Below are 17223 nucleotides of genomic sequence, written 5' to 3' on the forward strand. Positions count from 1 at the left end.
TTAACAATCCCGGCTCCCGGCCGAAAATCGCCCCTGCGGGGAGACCTCAGCTTTTCCTCTACGGCTTCAGGTCGGGCACGACGATACATCCTTGTATCGACGAGCCCTCACGCCCGGTCCCTCGGGCGTGCCCTGGCCTGCGAGAAAAAGCTGAGGCGATTTTTTAAGCCGGAGAAACCCCTTCGCTTCAACGTTGAGAGAAGGGGTGAGGCGGGTATGTGCGGCTCGCCTGCCATAAACCTGAAGCCGATATAAAAGCAAAGAAGCCTGGGCGTTAACCCAGGCTTCTTCTTTAAATATGGCGGTGAGGGGGGATTGACTCGCTGGCGCTCGCCCTACGGGCGGCATGCCCGCAAGCGGTCCCGCCGTCCAGGCGGTAAACCGCCTGTCGACCCCCGGTCGGGGCTTCTCATCCCCCCGGGTGGGCGCGATATAAAAGCAAAGAAGCCTGGGCGTTAACCCAGGCTTGTTCTTTAAATACGACGGTGAGAGCGTGGATTGACTCGCTGGCGCTCGCCGTTACCCGGCCCGTCCGTGGGCTTCCCCCTTCGGGCCAACGCATATCGTTATCCAAAAAGCCTGACAGCGAGGGTTTGGGCCCGGCTCAAAATCGCCTCCGCTTTTCCACGGAGGCCGGGTTGCACCGGAGGACCCGGTGCAAGGGGATGTCAGTGCAGGGACGCACTGTCATGCCCGACCCGAAGCCGGAGAGGAAAAGCGGAGGTCTCCCCGCAGGGGCGATTTTCCGCCGGGAGCCGGGATTGCAAAGGGGGCGGCGGCGAGCCCCCTTTGCACGTTCGCGTGAGAAAGCGTGCCATAAAAAGCCTGGGCATAAGCGAACGGAACGATCCACACCGTTTCATATCGCCTACAGATTTAGGGGAAGGCCCGTGAACCTTTCATCCCCCGGCTCGGCGAGATATAAAAGCAAAGAAGCCTGGGCGTTAACCCAGGCTTCTTCTTTAAATATGGCGGTGAGGGGGGGATTGACTCGCTGGCGCTCGCCCTACGGGCGGCATGCCCGCAAGCGGTCCTGCCGTCCAGGCGGTAAACCGCCTGTCGACCCCCGGTCGGGGCTTCTCATCCCCCCGGGTGGACGCGATATAAAAGCAAAGAAGCCTGGGCGTTAACCCAAGCTTCTTCTTTAAATATGGCGGTGAGGGGGGGATTGACTCGCTGGCGCTCGCCCTACGGGCGGCATGCCCGCAAGCGGTCCTGCCGTCCAGGCGGTAAACCGCCTGTCGACCCCCGGTCGGGGCTTCTCATCCCCCCGGGTGGACGCGATATAAAAGCAAAGAAGCCTGGGCGTTAACCCAAGCTTCTTCTTTAAATATGGCGGTGAGGGGGGGATTCGAACCCCCGATACGTTGCCGTATACACACTTTCCAGGCGTGCTCCTTCAGCCACTCGGACACCTCACCATATTGTCTTCCCGATATGCTCGGGACGGGCGCTAATGTAGGGAAAAGGCTAACGCCAGTCAATACACTTTTCGGAATTTCCGGCGCGTTTACTCAAACTTCCAGCAACATGCTTCTTAAAAAGACAAATTGCCTGTTTTTATGGCAATAGTCTTGCAACGACAACGCTTTCGCGTAATCCTGGGGAAAAAGGAGAAGCCATGGACATCATTTTTTACCATCCCACTTTTGACGCTAACCACTGGATATCCCTGCTGCAACGACAGCTTCCTCACGCCCGGATACGTGAATGGCGCTCCGGCGATAACGGCCCGGCAGATTACGCGCTGGTCTGGCATCCGCCGGTCGAAATGTTACGCGGGCGCACCGGGCTAAAAGCGGTTTTCGCCCTGGGCGCCGGCGTAGACTCCATCCTCAGCAAACTAAAAACGGACCCGGACTTGCTGCCCGCAGGCGTGCCGCTGTTCCGGCTTGAAGATACCGGCATGGCGGAGCAAATGCAGGAATATGCAGTAAGCCAGGTGCTGCACTGGTTCCGCCGCTTTGATGATTACCAGGCGTTGAAGCTGCAGGCGAAATGGGAACCGCTGGCCGACTATGAGCGTGAAGATTTCACTATCGGCATTCTGGGCGCAGGCGTGCTGGGAGGGAAGGTTGCGGAAAGCCTGGTCGGTTGGGGTTTCCCGGTTCGCTGCTGGAGCCGCAGCCATAAAAATTATTCCGGCGTAAAAAGCTTCGCCGGAAGGGAAGAGCTGAGCGCGTTTGCGAATAATACGCGCGTGTTAATTAACCTGCTGCCTAATACGCCGGAAACGGTGGGCATTATCAACAGCGAATTAGTAAACCAGCTGGCGGATAACGCTTACGTGCTTAACCTTGCCCGCGGCGTACATCTGGTAGAAGACGATCTGCTGACGGCGCTGGATAGCGGCAAGCTTAAGGGCGCAATGCTGGATGTTTTCTCCCGCGAACCGCTGCCGGCGGAAAGCCCGCTGTGGCGGCACCCGCGCGTGGCGATGACGCCGCACGTCGCGGCGGTAACACGTCCGGCGCAAGCGGTGGAGTTTATTTCGTCAACGATTATTCAGCTTGATAAAGGCCAGCATCCTACAGGCCAGGTCGACCTCCAACGCGGCTACTAAACCCGTGCCCGGCCTTCCTGCCGGGCTTTCAGGCTAAACCTCAACGCCGATACCTGTTATCCTTGCCCAAAACTGAAAGGAGAGCGCCATGTATCCCGTTGACCTGCACATGCATACCGTCGCCAGTACCCACGCTTACAGTAACCTTCACGACTATATCGCTGCGGCAAAGCAAAAAAACATTCAGCTGTTCGCCATTACCGATCACGGTCCTGATATGGCCGACGCGCCGCACTACTGGCACTTTATCAACATGCGCATCTGGCCGCGCGTGGTGGATGGCGTTGGCATCCTGCGCGGCATCGAAGCCAATATTAAAAATACCGCAGGCGAGATAGACTGCACCGGCCCGATGCTGGATTCGCTCGATCTGATCGTGGCGGGCTTCCACGAGCCGGTGTTTCCACCGCAGGATAAAGCCACTCACACTGAGGCGATGATCGCCACTATGGCGAGCGGCAACGTGCATATCATCAGCCACCCGGGCAACCCGAAGTTCCCGGTCGATATTCCCGCGATAGCTGCCGCCGCCGCTAAATATCAGGTGGCGCTGGAGCTGAATAACTCTTCCTTTACGCATTCGCGCAAGGGTAGCGGACCGAATTGCCGCGCCATTGCCGAAGCGGTGCGCGACGCAGGCGGCTGGCTGGCGCTGGGGTCTGATTCTCATACCGCTTTTACGCTGGGGGATTTTCAGGAGTGTCGCAAAATTCTCGACGAGGTGGCGTTCCCCGAGGATCGCATTCTTAACGTCACGCCGCGCCGTTTGCTTAATTTCCTCGAATCCCGCGGCATGGCGCCCATCGCCGAATTCGCCGCCTTTTAATAAACCCAATGGATCTGTTTCATGAATGAATTTTCGATTATCTGCCGTCTGCTTGGCTCCCTCTGGTACCGTGAACCGCAGGATGCGGTGCTTGCCCCGGTCTGGTCACTGATTGCCGAAGGCAAGCTGGCCCAGAGCTGGCCGCTTGAGCAGGATGAGCTGCTGGCGCGTCTGCAAAAAAGCTATAACGCGCAAGACGTGGCGGCGGATTACCGTACGCTGTTTACCGGTGATGAGCGCCGCGTATCGCCGTTGCGTTCCGCATGGCAAGAGGGGGCGAAGGAAGAAGAGGTGAGGGCGTTTCTGAGCGAGCGCGGCATGCCGCTTTCCGACGCGCCGGCAGACCACTTTGGCATGCTGCTGCTGGCGGCTTCCTGGCTTGAAGATCAGGCGCAGGATGATGAAAGCGAGGCGCTGGAAACCTTATTCGATAACTATCTGCTGCCCTGGTGCGGCGCGTTCCTGGGCAAGGTGGAAGCGCATGCGGCCAGCGCGTTCTGGCGAACTTTCGCGCAGTTAACCCGCGATGCCATTCAGGCGATGTGGGAAGAGTTGCAGGAAGAGGAAGAATAAGAGAGCCGGGCGAATGCCCGGTTTTTTGTGATTAAAATCACAAATAAAATGTAATTAATAACCTCACTTTACAATTTTTGTGCGTTACTTCGCATTGGTGCGGCGGCCTTCTGCTAGTATACGCCGCCATGAATAGACTCTTCCCTCTCGCATTTACGACTGGCCTGCTTTCCGCCCTCTGGGGCTGGGCGGCGGTGAGTTTTGGTCTGCCCGGCTGGGCAGGCTTCCTTGGCTGCACCGCCTGGTTTGCCTGTCCGAAACCTGGCCTCTCGGGCTTTTTCACTACGCTTTGCACCTTACTGAGCGGCGTCGCCTGGGCGCAGGTGATTATTCGCGGCGGCGCACTGGCGCCGCATGCGGAGCTGTTCGGCTACGCCATGACGGGCATCGTCGCCTTTTTAATGTGCATGCAGGCAAGACACATGCTTCTCTCTTTCGTGCCGGGAACCTTTATTGGCGCTTGCGCCACGTTTGCCGCGCAGGGGGAATGGAAGAGCGTGGCGCCCGCTTTACTGCTGGGTTTGCTGTTTGGATTTGCAATGAAAAGCAGCGGTAACTGGCTGGCGGCGCGGCTTGCCGCTAAAAGTACGCAAGCCGCGTAAGGCATAAAAAAACCAGCTTGCGCTGGTTTTTTAATTTTGTCAGGACGTTTTCAGGACTCTGGCGGCACCGCCATGCTGCGGTATTTCGCAAGAATGGTGTTTTTCGCATCGTCCTTATTTTTCAGCTCCCACAGACCGCGGTTAATACCGTCGTTTATCAAATGAATTACCCCGGTTTCAATCGCTGACATCAGGCAGAGCATAACGGGTTCATTCGCGGTATAACCAATTTCGCCTTCCAGCAACCGCTGGTAATCGATGAAGCGGAATACGCCCGCCTGCACTTCATAAGAGAGAATGGTTTTACTGGTATTCACCGACGAAAGCACTTCGCCTGTGCTGACATTAACGACACGCAGGTTAACGGCAATTTGATCAAGCTGATATTGCGTGTCGCCGCCAATGCCGAAATAGCGCGCACCAACGCCGCCCGATTTCACATTGCTTTCATAACCGATAATCGAGCCTTCGATCATGACGTTAGCGGCCACCAGCGATTGCAGCGGCATGCGGTTGTTTTCCGCAACGGTGCCGTTCTCCTGGGCCGCGCGGATAATTTTGCGTTCGTTAAGCAGATTTTGTAATCCCTGACGCTCCAGCGGAATAAACCAGCGGGAATCTTTCAACGCCGTGACCAGCATAGACGTGGCGCTTTGCGGTACGGCGGTTGAAAAGTTACTGGCCGGATAAGGCTTAAACTGGCCAGTTTCGTCCTGAATATTATAAACCGAGACAAAAAGCTTACCTTTGGGGTCGGGTAAATTCGTTAAGTCACGGTAGCTTTGCGCCCGCGGCATTAAGGTAGGCTTTGCCGCTTCTTTTGGCGGAGCGGTCAGGCATCCACTTAACAACGTGACGGCAAGAAGTATTAATAAGCGCTGCATGATAGTCATCCTTTAAAAATTAACAGGGCCTAAAAATCAGTGGTTCCCGTTTGCAGGCCCGAAACTTGAATCGTTGAGGTTTTACCTGTTTTACGATCGGTGACATTGAGCTGCAGCTGTCCGTCTCTGTTAGCAATATCGACGATGTAATCGTTAGTCACCATTCTTCCCGGCTGCCCGGTATTAATATTGGTTAACAGGCCGCCCAACACCTGCGACTGAATTGCTGAGGTAAAGTTGTCCAGCGCTGACGGCGTTTCAATTGCATAATCGTCATAGCTGGGATCTTTATAAGAGTTTTGCGCCTGCGCCTCATTAAGAAGAAAAGCGCCGTTATTGGGGTTACCACCGAAATTAGGGTTGCGAAACTGAAAAACCATATTTCCGCCCCACGACAGCGGTGATACTAACAGCAAGGTAATAACCGCATATGCGACCCGCATGACAGCCTCCTGAAGTGAAATAAACGTTAGAATTCATCTTTTGTTAAATCGCCGGTGCTTAATAATGCTTTATCAATTTGTCGACGCTGCAACGCTTCATGAGTCTGGTCCAGTGCGAGGTCAACGTTCTTGTCAAAGTCACGCTTCGTCGGGAATAAAAAAACCTGGTAAATTACATCCTGCTCGACGGTAATAGTGATCCAACTGCCCCACCGGGCGCTGGGTCGCTCATTAATCGTTAAGTTCCCGCTGTAACTGCTTTCCCATTTATCGCTGAAAGCGCGATAAAAATCGTGGCCGACAGACGAAACGGTGTGATCGGTTAACAGACCGGGCACTTCCACTTCAAGCGCCCGCGCGCCGCCGGTGGCGCACAGGATCCCTGCGGCCAGTAACCAGCCAGTTAACTTGTTCATGATGTTAGCGTCTGAGGTTGTCATTGGCCCAGGAGACGGCCTGGGTGCGGTTTTTCACCGAAATCTTTTTGAACAGATTGTAGAGGTGGGTTTTGACCGTGTTTTCGCTAATAAACAGCGACTGGGCAATCTCATTATTCGAGGCGCCGACACGCAATTTATTGAGGATCTCTTTTTCACGGTGCGTCAACAGCGCCGACTCCGCGCTATTGAAGCGGTAATGTCCGGAGCGGGTGATAAGATAGCTCGCCAGCTTCTGGCTAAAGTAGCATTCGCCGCGCATCACGCCCTGCATCCCTTCGATTACGCGCGTCTGATCTTCGTTTGAGTAGAAAACCCCGTTGATGTGCGGCCAGTTTTCAATATCGCGGAAGGGGTATTCTTCCGGCGTGTTGAGCAGCAACACTTTAACGTTGTTCCGGCGACCCAGATTTTCCTGCCAATAGTTAATCAGTTTCTTATCTGCTTCCATCATATCCAGCAGAATGAGACTATTTACTGGTATTTCATCCAGTGAACGCTGAATATTATGTAACTTACCATTGAGCATTAAAGAAGTCTTAAGGTGCTGTAATAAGGCTGTCGCCTGTAACGATGGTTTAGTGATCAGCATTAAAGTCTGAACAGGTAAACTATGGACTTCATTAAACATGATGAAAACTCCGCGCTTTATATTTGGTTCCCGGCAATAGATTGCAAATAAAAGCAATCCGCCAGAGGTTACTGGAAAAATGCACTGCTGCGTGTGTTAATAACAAAACATCAGGCCCTGGGAGGGCGTGAAAATGTTAAAACCAAGAAAGTTCTGATGAGTTCAATCTAGTCATTGCCAATCTTAAAGCAAGTGTTAAAGATGTAAGCAAATGTAACTCAACATATTGAAATGTTAACAATGCCATTTTTTCGATATTAGTTTTTGATGGAAAAGTTGTACATTTTTAACTAATTGCATCGCTTTGATTAAGCGGCATTAAAACTTAACTATTTGATTTTAAATGTTTTTATAAATTACAGGTAAGTGGTAACCCTCAAAAGATATACCCCTCTTTCTGATGATGGCTTTACGCGAAGTTTACCTTAAGAAAAAAAGGAGGTGTGTCAGGCAACTGTCCAAAATTATCTTAATTTTTGCTGAGACTTGCTAACACCACGGAGTTGTCACCTTGATGAAGACAAAGTGACAAAACAAAAACAGCTTTTAGCGCTATATCAGCAACCCTCCCAGAAATCGCTTTAAAAACAACCTCATGCTTTGGTATGACGGCTGCAATGAAAATACCACTCGCAGGTGAGATATAAAAAACGCGTCGGTGGACATACTCATTTCCGTAGCGCAGCAATATCAAATGAATTGTTGTGATTACTTATTAGTCGTTGGCATGTTGTTTATTTCGCGAAATAAACAACCAGGTCCAGGGTGGAGACATGAAAAACAAATTGCTGTTTACGATGTTAACAATACTGGGTGTGCCTGGTTTAGCTCATGCAAGTCATTTTGATCTTGCTGCTTCGGAATATAACTTTGCCGTGAATGAAATAAGCAAAGGCTCGTTAAATCAGGCCGCGATTATTGGTCAGACAGGCAGAAACAATGACGCCTGGGTTCGCCAGGATGGCAATAAATTGCAGGCGGTGATTAGCCAAACTGGCGTCGCCAACCGCGCAAACGTTGATCAATCAGGGTATTACAATCTTGCTTACGTTTCACAACAGGGCTACGGCAATGAAGTGAACGTTAAACAAGAGGGTTACGATAATTCTGCGTTGGTTATTCAAAAAGGTACGGCCAACCGTGCAGATATTATCCAGTCAGGTACGCAAAAATCCGCAGTTGTAGTGCAAAAGCAGTCGCAAATGGCAGTTCGCGTAATTCAGCGCTGAATGCCGTTTTAGGCTTATTTAACGTCAATCCTATGGGGAAAAAACCATGAAATTTTTCAAAGTCGCAGCACTGGCAGCAATGGTAGTTTCTGGGAGCGCACTGGCAGCACCTTTTCATCAATATGGTGAAGATTCAAGCCTGAAAATTTATCAGTACGGCACCAGCAACCATGCTAATGCACTGCAGTCTGACGCGTATCACTCAACCACTGAAATCAAACAGCGCGGCGGCAACCACAACGCTGAAACCGGTCAGGGTTCTGACAACAGCTTCATCAAGCTGACCCAGAACGGCTATGGCCAGAACGCCTCTATCGACCAGTGGGGCGGCTCTGACTCCGGCGTAACCGTCACCCAGGATGGTTTCCACAACAACGCGACGGTTAACCAGTGGAGCAGCCGTAACTCTGCCACTACTGTTGACCAGGATGGCCACTTCAACAACGCCACCGTTAACCAGACTGCTTCTTCTTCTCAGGTTTACGTGACTCAGGTGGGCGCTTTCAACTCGGCTACCGCTGCGCAGTACTAATCGTACCTGTAGAAACACATGTAAAAAAACAGGGCCTGCGCCCTGTTTTTTTTCGGGAGAAGAAAATGCATACGCTGATACTCCTGGCTGCGCTTACCAGCCAGATTGGCTTTGATGCCCAGCAACAGGGCGATACATGGACTGTCATACCTCAGGTTACGCTCACGCAGGACTGTCAGTGTCGCGTGCAGATGGAGACATCCCGCCACGGCGCGGCAGGCAACAGCACCACTCGTCAAAACGCCTGGGTGAATATCAGAGCCGGGGAACCTTACGCGCTTTCGCAGATCCGCTTTTCCGCCGGGCAGGGCGATGAGGTCGTGGTTACCGTGACGGTCACCGACGGGCAGGCGCTGCATCTTTCTCGCCAATGGTCGCCGCCAGGCAGGGTCTGAACCCCATTTAACGCAAAGAAGAGCCCGTTGCGTCCTTGCTGAATCCATTAAGAGAAAATGAGCGCGGCGCCGGAAAACCGACAATCAGGGCAGCGCGCTAACATCAGTTTACGTCTACGGTTAAGTGAGACAGCCAAACGGCAAAACCGACACGGAGCCCTGTAAATGAAAACGTTAACCTTCGTTAAAAGCACCTCCGGCGCGCTGCTTATCCTCTCTACTGTTGTCACTGCGGCTGCGGCAAATGATGGGACTATTCATTTTAGGGGGGACATCGTCGAGGCGGGGTGCCAGGTGGAAAACCAGGCGCGAAAGGCGATATTTAGCTGCTTTAAGGATGGAAAAATGCAGCGGCAGACGCTGGCGCTTCATCAATCGGCAGAGGTAAATCTCAAGCAGGTAAACGCCTCAGCGAAGATGAAGTGGCTGGATGCTTCACACCGTTTGGGCGTGTTGCAGATAAGCTACCAGTAACGCACTACGGTTTCGCTTATCGACTGCGGCAGACCCTATGCGTGATCTACACTAACATCATTGCGTCAAGTGAGGAGGTCACCATGCAAAACCGCATACATGTACAGGAAGGCGACATTACCACCATGGAAGTGGACGTTATCGTGAACGCCGCTAATCCTTCATTACTGGGCGGCGGCGGCGTCGATGGCGCCATTCACCGCGCAGCGGGGCCAGCGCTGCTCGCCGCCTGTAAAGTGGTTCGCCAGCAGCAGGGCGAGTGCGCGCCTGGTCACGCGGTGATTACCGAGGCGGGGCAGCTTCCCGCAAAAGCCGTGATACATACCGTCGGGCCAATATGGCGGGGCGGAAGCGACAACGAGGCGCAGCTGCTCGGCGATGCTTATCGCAACAGCCTGCAACTGGTGAGCGCAAATGGATATCGCAGCGTGGCGTTTCCGGCTATCAGTACAGGCATTTATGGTTATCCGAAAGCGGCGGCTGCGCAAATCGCCATGGACACCGTTTCGGATTATCTCACCAGGCACCCGTTACCGGAGCAGGTATACTTTGTCTGCTATGACGAAGAAAACGCCCGACTTTACCAAAGGTTACTTACCCAACGATTCCCGGTCTGAGCCGCATGGCACACGCCTTGGGCGTGCGATTGCGCCTGCGACGGCGCAGCATCCCCACAACAGCGGCTTGCATCCGCTTGATGACAGCCTGGACGCTTTCGCCGCCCGCTATCTGCTCGCGGGCATGGCGGAGCAGACAATTAATGTCCAGTACTACATCTGGGAAGATGATATGTCCGGACGGTTGCTCTTCAGCGCGCTGCTTGCCGCCGCCCGGCGCGGCGTAAAGGTGCGCATCCTGCTTGATGATAACAATACGCTGGGCCTCGACAGCACGCTGCGCATGCTGGATGCGCACCCGCTTATCGAAGTGCGCCTCTTTAACCCGTTTTCATTCCGCACGCTGCGCGCGTTAGGTTATCTCACCGACTTCGCGCGGCTTAATCGCCGTATGCATAACAAAAGCTTTACGGTGGATGGCGAAGTGACCATTATCGGCGGGCGCAACGTGGGGGACGCCTATTTTGGCGCCGGGGAGCAGCCGCTTTTCTCCGACCTCGACGTGCTGGCCATCGGGCCGGTGGTGGCCGATGTGGAAAAGGATTTCGAGCGCTACTGGCGCAGCGGTTCCGTCTCCACGTTGCAGAAAGTGCTGGATGTGAATGACGAACAGCTTGACGCCCGGGTTCAGTTGCCGGAAGACTGGAAAACCGATCCTATTGCCAAACGCTACCTGGACCGGCTCTCCAGCACCCGTTTCGCAACGCATCTTGAATCACGCACGCTGCCGCTTATCTGGGCGAAAACCCGTCTGGTCAGCGACGATCCGCGCAAAGGGCAGGGCAAGGCCCGAGAACACACGTTGCTGCCGCAGCGCATGATGAATCTTATCGGCCAGCCGGAAAAATCGATCGACATCATCTCCTCCTATTTTGTCCCGACCCGTTCGGGCGTGGCGTTGCTGCTGACGCTGCGGCGCAAGGGGGTGAAAGTCGCAGTATTAACCAACTCGCTGGCCGCTAATGACGTGGCGGTGGTACATGCCGGCTATGCCCGCTGGCGCAAAAAATTATTGCGTCACGGCGTTGAGCTTTATGAGCTTAAACCTACGCGTGAAACCGGGCCGGTGCAGCGCGACCGCGGACTGACCGGGAATTCCGGCGCCAGTCTGCACGCCAAGACCTTCAGCGTGGACGAAAACCACGTCTTTATCGGCTCTTTTAACTTCGACCCCCGGTCGGCCATGCTCAATACCGAGATGGGTTTTGTCATCCAGAGCGAGCCGCTGGCGAAGCTGTTTCACCAGCGTTTTATCCGCAACCAGCGGGAGGCGGCCTGGCAGCTGCGCCTTGACCGCTGGGGGCGCATTAACTGGATTGAGCATCAGGACGGAGAGGAAAAGGTGCTGAAAAAGGAGCCGAAAACCCGCTTCAGCCAGCGTCTGCTGGTGCGCCTGGCCTCCTGGCTGCCGGTGGAGTGGTTACTTTAAGCGGGCCTGCAACGTTACCAGGCCCGCCAGAACATCACTCATTCGCGGCAGAGGTAAGGCTCACCGCTTTGTTTTGCGGTTTGCCGGAGAAGAGGAAACGCAGCAGCGTTACCCGCAGATGCAGTTCATACAAAATGAGCGCAATGCCTATTACGAAGATCAGGCCGGTAATAAAGCCCAGCGTGTTTGAGGCAATATGCGGCGTGATATACGCGCCGAAAAACAGCGTCAGCGGATGATGCACCAGGTAAATAAACAGCGAGGCGTTAACGAAATAGGTAACGCGGGAAGACTTCACGTTCAGCAGGCGATGGCCCAGCGCGAACACGACGTTCACCATCCACAAGCCCATCAGCATCGTAATCACGCTTTCCGTTTCATACAGCCAGGCGTCGCCGTTGCCAAAGCGCTGATTCAGCAGATAAGCGCCGAAAGCGATGGCCGCCGCGATGGCGCACCCCGGCGAAGGGGTAGTAAACATCGCTTTGATTCTTTCATGCTTAAACGCCAGCGCGCCAAGCAGGAAAAAAGGCAGGTAAAAAACGGTTTGCATAAACGCGAAATTAAACAGCGCGTCGCTCAGCAGCGGGGGATAAATCATAAAGATAGCCCGGCGCAGCGCGGCGTAGAGCACGCCCAGCAGCAGAAAAATAAACGACAGCTTGCCTAACGTTAACCGCGCGAAGAAATCGCTCTGCGGCTTTTCCTTCTGTTTGCTGAATTTCTTAAAAAGCACCAGCCCCAGCGTGGTCAGTATTATCAAGACCAGCAAAAACCAGAGGTGGGAAATAAGATCCCAGACCAGCGTATTGTATTTTTCATACCACGACAGCGAATGCCAGTTTCCGGCCGTTCCCTTCACATGCTGCAGCATAAGGAACTGCGGCAGGGTAAGAAGCGGGATGGCGGTCAGCATCGGGATGCCAACGCGCTCTACACGGACTTTCCACCAGCGCTTAAGCGGATAGCGTAAAAACAGCATGTAAGAAAAATAACCTGAGATAACAAAGAAAACCTGCATGCGGAAGGCATGAATAAAATCATTAAACAGCGTCAGCCAGGCGGAAGGGGCGACGCTGTTGACGTGCCACTGGTGACTCGAATAGATAAGCGAGATATGAAACGGGATCCCCAATAACATTAACCATGCGCGGATGGAATCGAGGAAAAACTCGCGCTGTGCGGATGTGTTAGTCATATAACTCCGGTAATTCTCGGACTATTCGTCTTATCCCAGGGACGGTTTATGTTTAGATTCGGCGGCAACCCTACACCAACGCCGACAACCTGTCTCCAGGACAAAATCCAAAAGCGAAAGTCACGCGCTTTCATTTGCTTAATACCTGAGCCAGCGGCTGAACAAAGCGGTGATTGTGTTGTCGGAAAGCTGAAGTTTCCATTAAAATGGATCGGATTGATTGAAGCACACAAAGGGGGATGTGCTGGTTAATATGAAACATAAACCACAAATGATGAAAATGCGCTGGTTGGGTGCGGCAGTGATGTTGTCCCTTTATACCACTTCGGTTTGGGCCTTCACTATCGATGATGTCGCAAAACAAGCGAAATCATTAGCGGGTAAAAGCTACGAAGCACCTAAAAGCAACCTGCCCTCCGTCTTCCGCGATATGAAGTATGCGGACTATCAACAGATCCAGTTCAATCACGACAAAGCCTACTGGAGCAAGGTAAAGACTCCGTTCAAACTCGAATTCTACCATCAGGGTATGTACTTCGACGTGCCTGTCACTCTGAACGAAGTGACCGCCAACGCGGTGCACAAAATCAAGTACAGCCCGGATTATTTTAATTTCGGCAATGTGCAGCATGATAAAGAGACCGTAAAAGATTTAGGCTTTGCGGGCTTTAAAGTGCTTTATCCCATCAACAGCAAAGATAAGAACGACGAGATTGTCAGCATGCTTGGCGCAAGCTACTTCCGCGTGATAGGGCAGGGCCAGGTTTATGGTCTCTCCGCGCGCGGTCTGGCTATCGACACCGCCTTGCCTTCTGGCGAAGAGTTTCCGCGCTTTCGCGAGTACTGGATTGAGCGTCCGAAACCCAACGACAAGCGCCTGACGATTTATGCGCTGCTGGACTCCCCGCGCGCGACCGGCGCCTACCGTTTTGTTATTCAGCCTGGCAGCGATACGGTGGTGGACGTGCAGTCGAAAGTCTATTTGCGCGACAAAGTCGGCAAGCTTGGGGTCGCGCCGCTGACCAGCATGTTCCTGTTTGGGCCGAACCAACCGTCGCCGAATACCAATTTCCGTCCGGAACTGCATGATTCCAACGGTCTTTCCATTCACGCTGGCAATAATGAGTGGATCTGGCGTCCGTTGAACAACCCGCGTCATCTGGCGGTGAGCAGCTACAGCACTGAAAACCCGCAGGGATTCGGTTTGCTGCAGCGCGGCCGCGAGTTTAACCGCTTCGAGGATCTGGACGATCGTTACGATCAGCGCCCGAGCGCCTGGGTCACGCCGCAGGGGCAGTGGGGCAAGGGTAAAGTCGAGCTGGTGGAAATTCCCACTAACGATGAAACCAACGACAACATCGTGACGTACTGGACGCCGGATCAACTGCCGGAACCGGGCAAGGAGATGAACTTCAAGTACACCATCACCTTTAGCCGCGATGAAGATAAACTCCATGCCGCCGATAATGCTTATGTTCTGCAGACGCGTCGCTCCACGGGCGATGTGAAGCAGTCCAACCTTATCCGCCAGCCGGACGGCACTATCGCGTTTATTGTGGATTTCGCAGGCGCAGATATGAAAGCGCTGCCGCCGGAGACCCCTGTCGCCGCGCAGACCAGCATTGGCGACAACGGCGAGATCGTTGACAGCAACGTGCGTTATAACCCGGTCACTCAGGGCTGGCGCATGACGCTGCGCGTGAAAATCAAAGACGCGAAGAAAACCACTGATATGCGTGCTGCGCTGATGAACGGCGACCAGACGCTGAGTGAAACCTGGAGCTATCAGCTACCTGCCAATGAATAAGTTGACTGAGTATATTAACCTGCTGCCGCTTTCCGCCGCTGAGAAAGCGGCGCTGCCGGACGCCAGCCTTCGCGGCGTCCACGAGGCGCTTGGGGGCGAAGGCCGCGTTTACGAACGGGACGATGATACGCCGCTGGGCTCGGTAAAGGCGCGCCTTGAGCACAGCTGGCCCGAGTCGCTGGCGCAAGGGCAGCTTATTAAGGATGACGAGGGGCGTACTCAGCTGGAGGCGATGCCGAAAGCAAAACGCTCCTCTATGTTCCCCGACCCGTGGCGCACCAACCCGATTGGACGCTTCTGGGATCGCTTGCGCGGACGCGAAGTGCTGCCGCGCTACATGTCGCGCCTCTCAAAAGAGGAGCAAGTCGCTGAGCAGAAATGGCGTACCGTCGGCACCATCCGCCGTTACATCCTGCTGCTGCTGACGCTCTCCCAGACCGTGGTCGCCACCTGGTATATGAAGACTATCCTTCCGTACCAGGGCTGGGCGCTCATCAATCCGGCGGATATGATTGGCCAGGATATCTGGGTCTCCTTTATGCAGTTGCTGCCTTATGTGCTGCAAAGCGGCATCCTTATCCTCTTCGCTATTCTTTTCTGCTGGGTCTCCGCCGGTTTCTGGACCGCGCTGATGGGCTTTTTGCAGCTGCTGATTGGGCGCGATAAATACAGTATCTCCGCCTCAACGGTGGGCGATGAGCCGATCAACCCGGAGCACCGCACCGCGCTAATTATGCCTATCTGCAACGAAGACGTGGACCGCGTTTTCGCGGGGCTGCGCGCGACGTGGGAGTCGGTGAAAGCGACAGGGCAACAGCAGCACTTCGACGTTTACATTCTGAGCGACAGCTACAACCCCGATATTTGCGTGGCTGAGCAAAAAGCCTGGATGGAGTTGATTGCCGAAGTGCAGGGCGAAGGGCAAATCTTCTATCGCCGCCGTCGTCGTCGCGTGAAGCGTAAAAGCGGCAACATTGATGACTTCTGCCGCCGCTGGGGCAGCCAGTACAGCTACATGGTCGTGCTGGATGCGGACTCGGTGATGACCGGCGACTGTCTGACCGGCCTTGTGCGCCTGATGGAAGCGAACCCGAACGCCGGGATCATCCAGTCTTCGCCGAAGGCTTCCGGTATGGATACGCTCTATGCGCGCTGCCAGCAGTTCGCGACCCGCGTTTACGGCCCGCTCTTTACCGCTGGCCTTCATTTCTGGCAGCTTGGCGAGTCGCACTACTGGGGCCACAACGCCATTATCCGCGTGAAGCCGTTTATCGAGCACTGCGCGCTGGCGCCGCTGCCGGGCGAGGGCTCCTTTGCCGGTTCCATTCTGTCGCACGACTTCGTGGAAGCCGCGCTGATGCGCCGCGCAGGCTGGGGCGTCTGGATTGCCTACGACCTGCCTGGCTCCTATGAAGAACTGCCGCCGAACCTGCTCGACGAGCTCAAACGCGACCGCCGCTGGTGCCACGGCAACCTGATGAACTTCCGCCTGTTTTTGGTGAAAGGGATGCACCCGGTTCACCGTGCGGTGTTCCTGACCGGCGTAATGTCTTATCTCTCCGCGCCGCTCTGGTTCTTGTTCCTTGCGCTTTCCACGGCGCTTCAGGTGGTGCATGCGCTCACTGAGCCGCAGTACTTCCTCCAGCCGCGTCAGCTTTTCCCGGTCTGGCCGCAATGGCGTCCAGAACTGGCGATTGCGCTGTTCGCCTCGACCATGGTGCTGCTGTTCCTGCCGAAGCTGTTGAGCGTAGTGCTTATCTGGTGCAAAGGCTCGAAAGAGTATGGCGGCTTCTTGCGCGTAACGCTTTCGCTGCTGCTGGAAGTCCTTTTCTCGGTACTGCTGGCGCCGGTTCGCATGCTGTTCCACACCGTGTTCGTGGTCAGCGCTTTCCTTGGCTGGGAAGTGGTATGGAACTCGCCGCAGCGTGATGATGACTCCACTCCGTGGGGCGAAGCCTTCATGCGCCATGGTTCTCAACTGCTGCTGGGCCTGGTCTGGGCGGTGGGGATGGCGTGGCTCGATCTGCGCTTCCTCTTCTGGCTGGCGCCTATCGTTTTCTCGCTGATCCTGTCGCCGTTTGTGTCGGTTATTTCAAGCCGTTCAACGGTGGGACTGCGTACAAAACGCTGGAAACTGTTCCTGATCCCGGAAGAGTATTCGCCGCCGCAGGTGCTGGTGGATACCGATAAGTATCTGGAGCAGAACCGCAGCCGTTCGCTGGAAGATGGGTTTATGCACGCCGTATTCCATCCATCCTTCAATGCGCTGGCGACAGCGATGGCCACCGCGCGTCACCGTGCAAGCCATGTGCTGGAAATTGCTCGTGACCGTCACGTTGAGCAGGCGCTGAATGAAACGCCGGATAAACTCAACCGTGACCGTCGCCTGGTGCTGCTGAGCGACCCGGTGACTATGGCGCGGCTGCACTATCGCGTCTGGTCGGCGCCGGAACGCTATTCCTCCTGGGTGAGTCATTACAAAGCGTTACAGCTTAACCCGCATGCGCTGAAGACACGCGGATAAGCAAAACCTCGTGTGAAAATGCCGGCCTCAATGGCCGGCATTTTTTTCACCTGACGGGT

General features: G+C 54.6%; 17 protein-coding genes and 1 tRNA gene. 12 read left to right on the forward strand and 6 right to left on the reverse strand.

Features of this window, described 5'->3' with window-relative positions; all coding sequences use genetic code 11:
• Positions 1-1333 precede the first annotated feature (1333 nt).
• Positions 1334-1421, reverse strand: a tRNA-Ser gene (locus ACU4F7_RS08005).
• Between the two features lie 200 nt (positions 1422-1621).
• Here ACU4F7_RS08005 and ghrA point away from each other — a divergent pair.
• The 4 genes from ghrA to ACU4F7_RS08025 all read left to right on the forward strand — a co-directional run bounded on the left by ghrA (position 1622) and on the right by ACU4F7_RS08025 (position 4564).
• Positions 1622-2563, forward strand: coding sequence for a glyoxylate/hydroxypyruvate reductase GhrA (gene ghrA / locus ACU4F7_RS08010; protein ID WP_481638400.1), 942 nt, complete (start codon positions 1622-1624; stop codon positions 2561-2563).
• Between the two features lie 88 nt (positions 2564-2651).
• Positions 2652-3389, forward strand: a complete 738-nt coding sequence (locus tag ACU4F7_RS08015; RefSeq protein WP_481638401.1) for a PHP domain-containing protein — start codon at positions 2652-2654, stop codon at positions 3387-3389.
• Between the two features lie 21 nt (positions 3390-3410).
• Positions 3411-3962: a TorD/DmsD family molecular chaperone gene (locus ACU4F7_RS08020; RefSeq protein WP_481638402.1), complete on the forward strand. Its 552-nt coding sequence runs from the start codon at positions 3411-3413 to the stop codon at positions 3960-3962.
• A 128-nt stretch (positions 3963-4090) separates the two neighbouring features.
• On the forward strand, positions 4091-4564 hold the full coding sequence (locus ACU4F7_RS08025) for a DUF1097 domain-containing protein (RefSeq protein WP_029592471.1): 474 nt from the start codon (positions 4091-4093) through the stop codon (positions 4562-4564).
• A gap of 50 nt (positions 4565-4614) precedes the next feature.
• Here the strand turns inward: ACU4F7_RS08025 and csgG are convergent, their stop codons facing one another.
• Genes csgG through csgD form a run of 4 tightly spaced genes read right to left on the reverse strand, consistent with a single transcriptional unit; the run spans position 4615 to position 6959 of the window.
• Positions 4615-5448 (reverse strand): curli production assembly/transport protein CsgG, encoded by an 834-nt coding sequence (gene csgG / locus ACU4F7_RS08030; protein ID WP_029592472.1) that lies wholly within the window; start codon positions 5446-5448, stop codon positions 4615-4617.
• Positions 5449-5477: 29 nt separating this feature from the next.
• The gene (gene csgF / locus ACU4F7_RS08035; protein ID WP_024556655.1) at positions 5478-5891 is read right to left on the reverse strand and encodes a curli production assembly/transport protein CsgF; all 414 of its coding nucleotides are present in this window, start codon (positions 5889-5891) and stop codon (positions 5478-5480) included.
• A 26-nt stretch (positions 5892-5917) separates the two neighbouring features.
• A complete protein-coding gene (csgE, locus tag ACU4F7_RS08040; RefSeq protein ID WP_029592473.1) occupies positions 5918-6307 on the reverse strand; it encodes a curli production assembly/transport protein CsgE in 390 nt (129 codons plus the stop codon).
• 4 nt (positions 6308-6311) lie between these two features.
• Positions 6312-6959, reverse strand: a complete 648-nt coding sequence (csgD, locus tag ACU4F7_RS08045; protein WP_024556657.1) for a biofilm master transcriptional regulator CsgD — start codon at positions 6957-6959, stop codon at positions 6312-6314.
• Between the two features lie 773 nt (positions 6960-7732).
• Between csgD and csgB the strand changes: the two genes are divergently transcribed.
• The 6 genes from csgB (at position 7733) to ACU4F7_RS08075 (ending at position 11635) form a co-directional block, all read left to right on the forward strand.
• Positions 7733-8188, forward strand: coding sequence for a curli minor subunit CsgB (gene csgB, locus ACU4F7_RS08050; protein ID WP_029592474.1), 456 nt, complete (start codon positions 7733-7735; stop codon positions 8186-8188).
• 46 nt (positions 8189-8234) lie between these two features.
• Positions 8235-8720, forward strand: coding sequence for a curli major subunit CsgA (gene csgA, locus ACU4F7_RS08055; RefSeq protein ID WP_029592475.1), 486 nt, complete (start codon positions 8235-8237; stop codon positions 8718-8720).
• 65 nt (positions 8721-8785) lie between these two features.
• Positions 8786-9115: a curli assembly chaperone CsgC gene (gene csgC, locus ACU4F7_RS08060; RefSeq protein ID WP_029592476.1), complete on the forward strand. Its 330-nt coding sequence runs from the start codon at positions 8786-8788 to the stop codon at positions 9113-9115.
• A gap of 165 nt (positions 9116-9280) precedes the next feature.
• Positions 9281-9589, forward strand: coding sequence for a hypothetical protein (locus tag ACU4F7_RS08065; protein ID WP_481638403.1), 309 nt, complete (start codon positions 9281-9283; stop codon positions 9587-9589).
• An 83-nt stretch (positions 9590-9672) separates the two neighbouring features.
• Entirely contained in the window at positions 9673-10206 is a 534-nt protein-coding gene (gene ymdB, locus ACU4F7_RS08070) for an O-acetyl-ADP-ribose deacetylase (protein WP_029592478.1), read from the forward strand.
• Positions 10148-11635: a phospholipase D-like domain-containing protein gene (locus ACU4F7_RS08075; protein WP_481638404.1), complete on the forward strand. Its 1488-nt coding sequence runs from the start codon at positions 10148-10150 to the stop codon at positions 11633-11635. Before ymdB ends, ACU4F7_RS08075 begins: the two co-directional genes overlap by 59 nt.
• 34 nt (positions 11636-11669) lie before the next feature.
• Here the strand turns inward: ACU4F7_RS08075 and mdoC are convergent, their stop codons facing one another.
• Entirely contained in the window at positions 11670-12833 is a 1164-nt protein-coding gene (gene mdoC, locus ACU4F7_RS08080) for a glucans biosynthesis protein MdoC (RefSeq protein WP_481638405.1), read from the reverse strand.
• 253 nt (positions 12834-13086) lie between these two features.
• On the opposite strand from mdoC, the gene mdoG reads away from it, so the two are divergent.
• On the forward strand, positions 13087-14640 hold the full coding sequence (mdoG, locus tag ACU4F7_RS08085) for a glucans biosynthesis protein MdoG (RefSeq protein ID WP_029592481.1): 1554 nt from the start codon (positions 13087-13089) through the stop codon (positions 14638-14640).
• Entirely contained in the window at positions 14633-17164 is a 2532-nt protein-coding gene (gene mdoH, locus ACU4F7_RS08090) for a glucans biosynthesis glucosyltransferase MdoH (protein WP_481638406.1), read from the forward strand. The genes mdoG and mdoH overlap by 8 nt, the downstream gene beginning before the upstream one ends.
• The last annotated feature ends 59 nt before the right edge of the window (positions 17165-17223 follow it).

The organism is Franconibacter pulveris (assembly GCF_056780215.1).

Bases quoted from the DNA above. Each gene is read 5' to 3' on its own strand.
- csgA (WP_029592475.1), top strand. From the start codon at position 8,235: ATGAAATTTTTCAAAGTCGCAGCACTGGCAGCAATGGTAGTTTCTGGG.
- csgF (WP_024556655.1), bottom strand. From the start codon at position 5,891: ATGCGGGTCGCATATGCGGTTATTACCTTGCTGTTAGTATCACCGCTG.
- ymdB (WP_029592478.1), top strand. From the start codon at position 9,673: ATGCAAAACCGCATACATGTACAGGAAGGCGACATTACCACCATGGAA.
- ACU4F7_RS08065 (WP_481638403.1), top strand. From the start codon at position 9,281: ATGAAAACGTTAACCTTCGTTAAAAGCACCTCCGGCGCGCTGCTTATC.
- ACU4F7_RS08025 (WP_029592471.1), top strand. From the start codon at position 4,091: ATGAATAGACTCTTCCCTCTCGCATTTACGACTGGCCTGCTTTCCGCC.
- csgC (WP_029592476.1), top strand. From the start codon at position 8,786: ATGCATACGCTGATACTCCTGGCTGCGCTTACCAGCCAGATTGGCTTT.
- ghrA (WP_481638400.1), top strand. From the start codon at position 1,622: ATGGACATCATTTTTTACCATCCCACTTTTGACGCTAACCACTGGATA.
- mdoG (WP_029592481.1), top strand. From the start codon at position 13,087: ATGAAACATAAACCACAAATGATGAAAATGCGCTGGTTGGGTGCGGCA.
- ACU4F7_RS08015 (WP_481638401.1), top strand. From the start codon at position 2,652: ATGTATCCCGTTGACCTGCACATGCATACCGTCGCCAGTACCCACGCT.
- csgE (WP_029592473.1), bottom strand. From the start codon at position 6,307: ATGAACAAGTTAACTGGCTGGTTACTGGCCGCAGGGATCCTGTGCGCC.
- csgB (WP_029592474.1), top strand. From the start codon at position 7,733: ATGAAAAACAAATTGCTGTTTACGATGTTAACAATACTGGGTGTGCCT.
- csgG (WP_029592472.1), bottom strand. From the start codon at position 5,448: ATGCAGCGCTTATTAATACTTCTTGCCGTCACGTTGTTAAGTGGATGC.
- ACU4F7_RS08020 (WP_481638402.1), top strand. From the start codon at position 3,411: ATGAATGAATTTTCGATTATCTGCCGTCTGCTTGGCTCCCTCTGGTAC.
- mdoC (WP_481638405.1), bottom strand. From the start codon at position 12,833: ATGACTAACACATCCGCACAGCGCGAGTTTTTCCTCGATTCCATCCGC.
- mdoH (WP_481638406.1), top strand. From the start codon at position 14,633: ATGAATAAGTTGACTGAGTATATTAACCTGCTGCCGCTTTCCGCCGCT.
- ACU4F7_RS08075 (WP_481638404.1), top strand. From the start codon at position 10,148: ATGACGAAGAAAACGCCCGACTTTACCAAAGGTTACTTACCCAACGAT.
- csgD (WP_024556657.1), bottom strand. From the start codon at position 6,959: ATGTTTAATGAAGTCCATAGTTTACCTGTTCAGACTTTAATGCTGATC.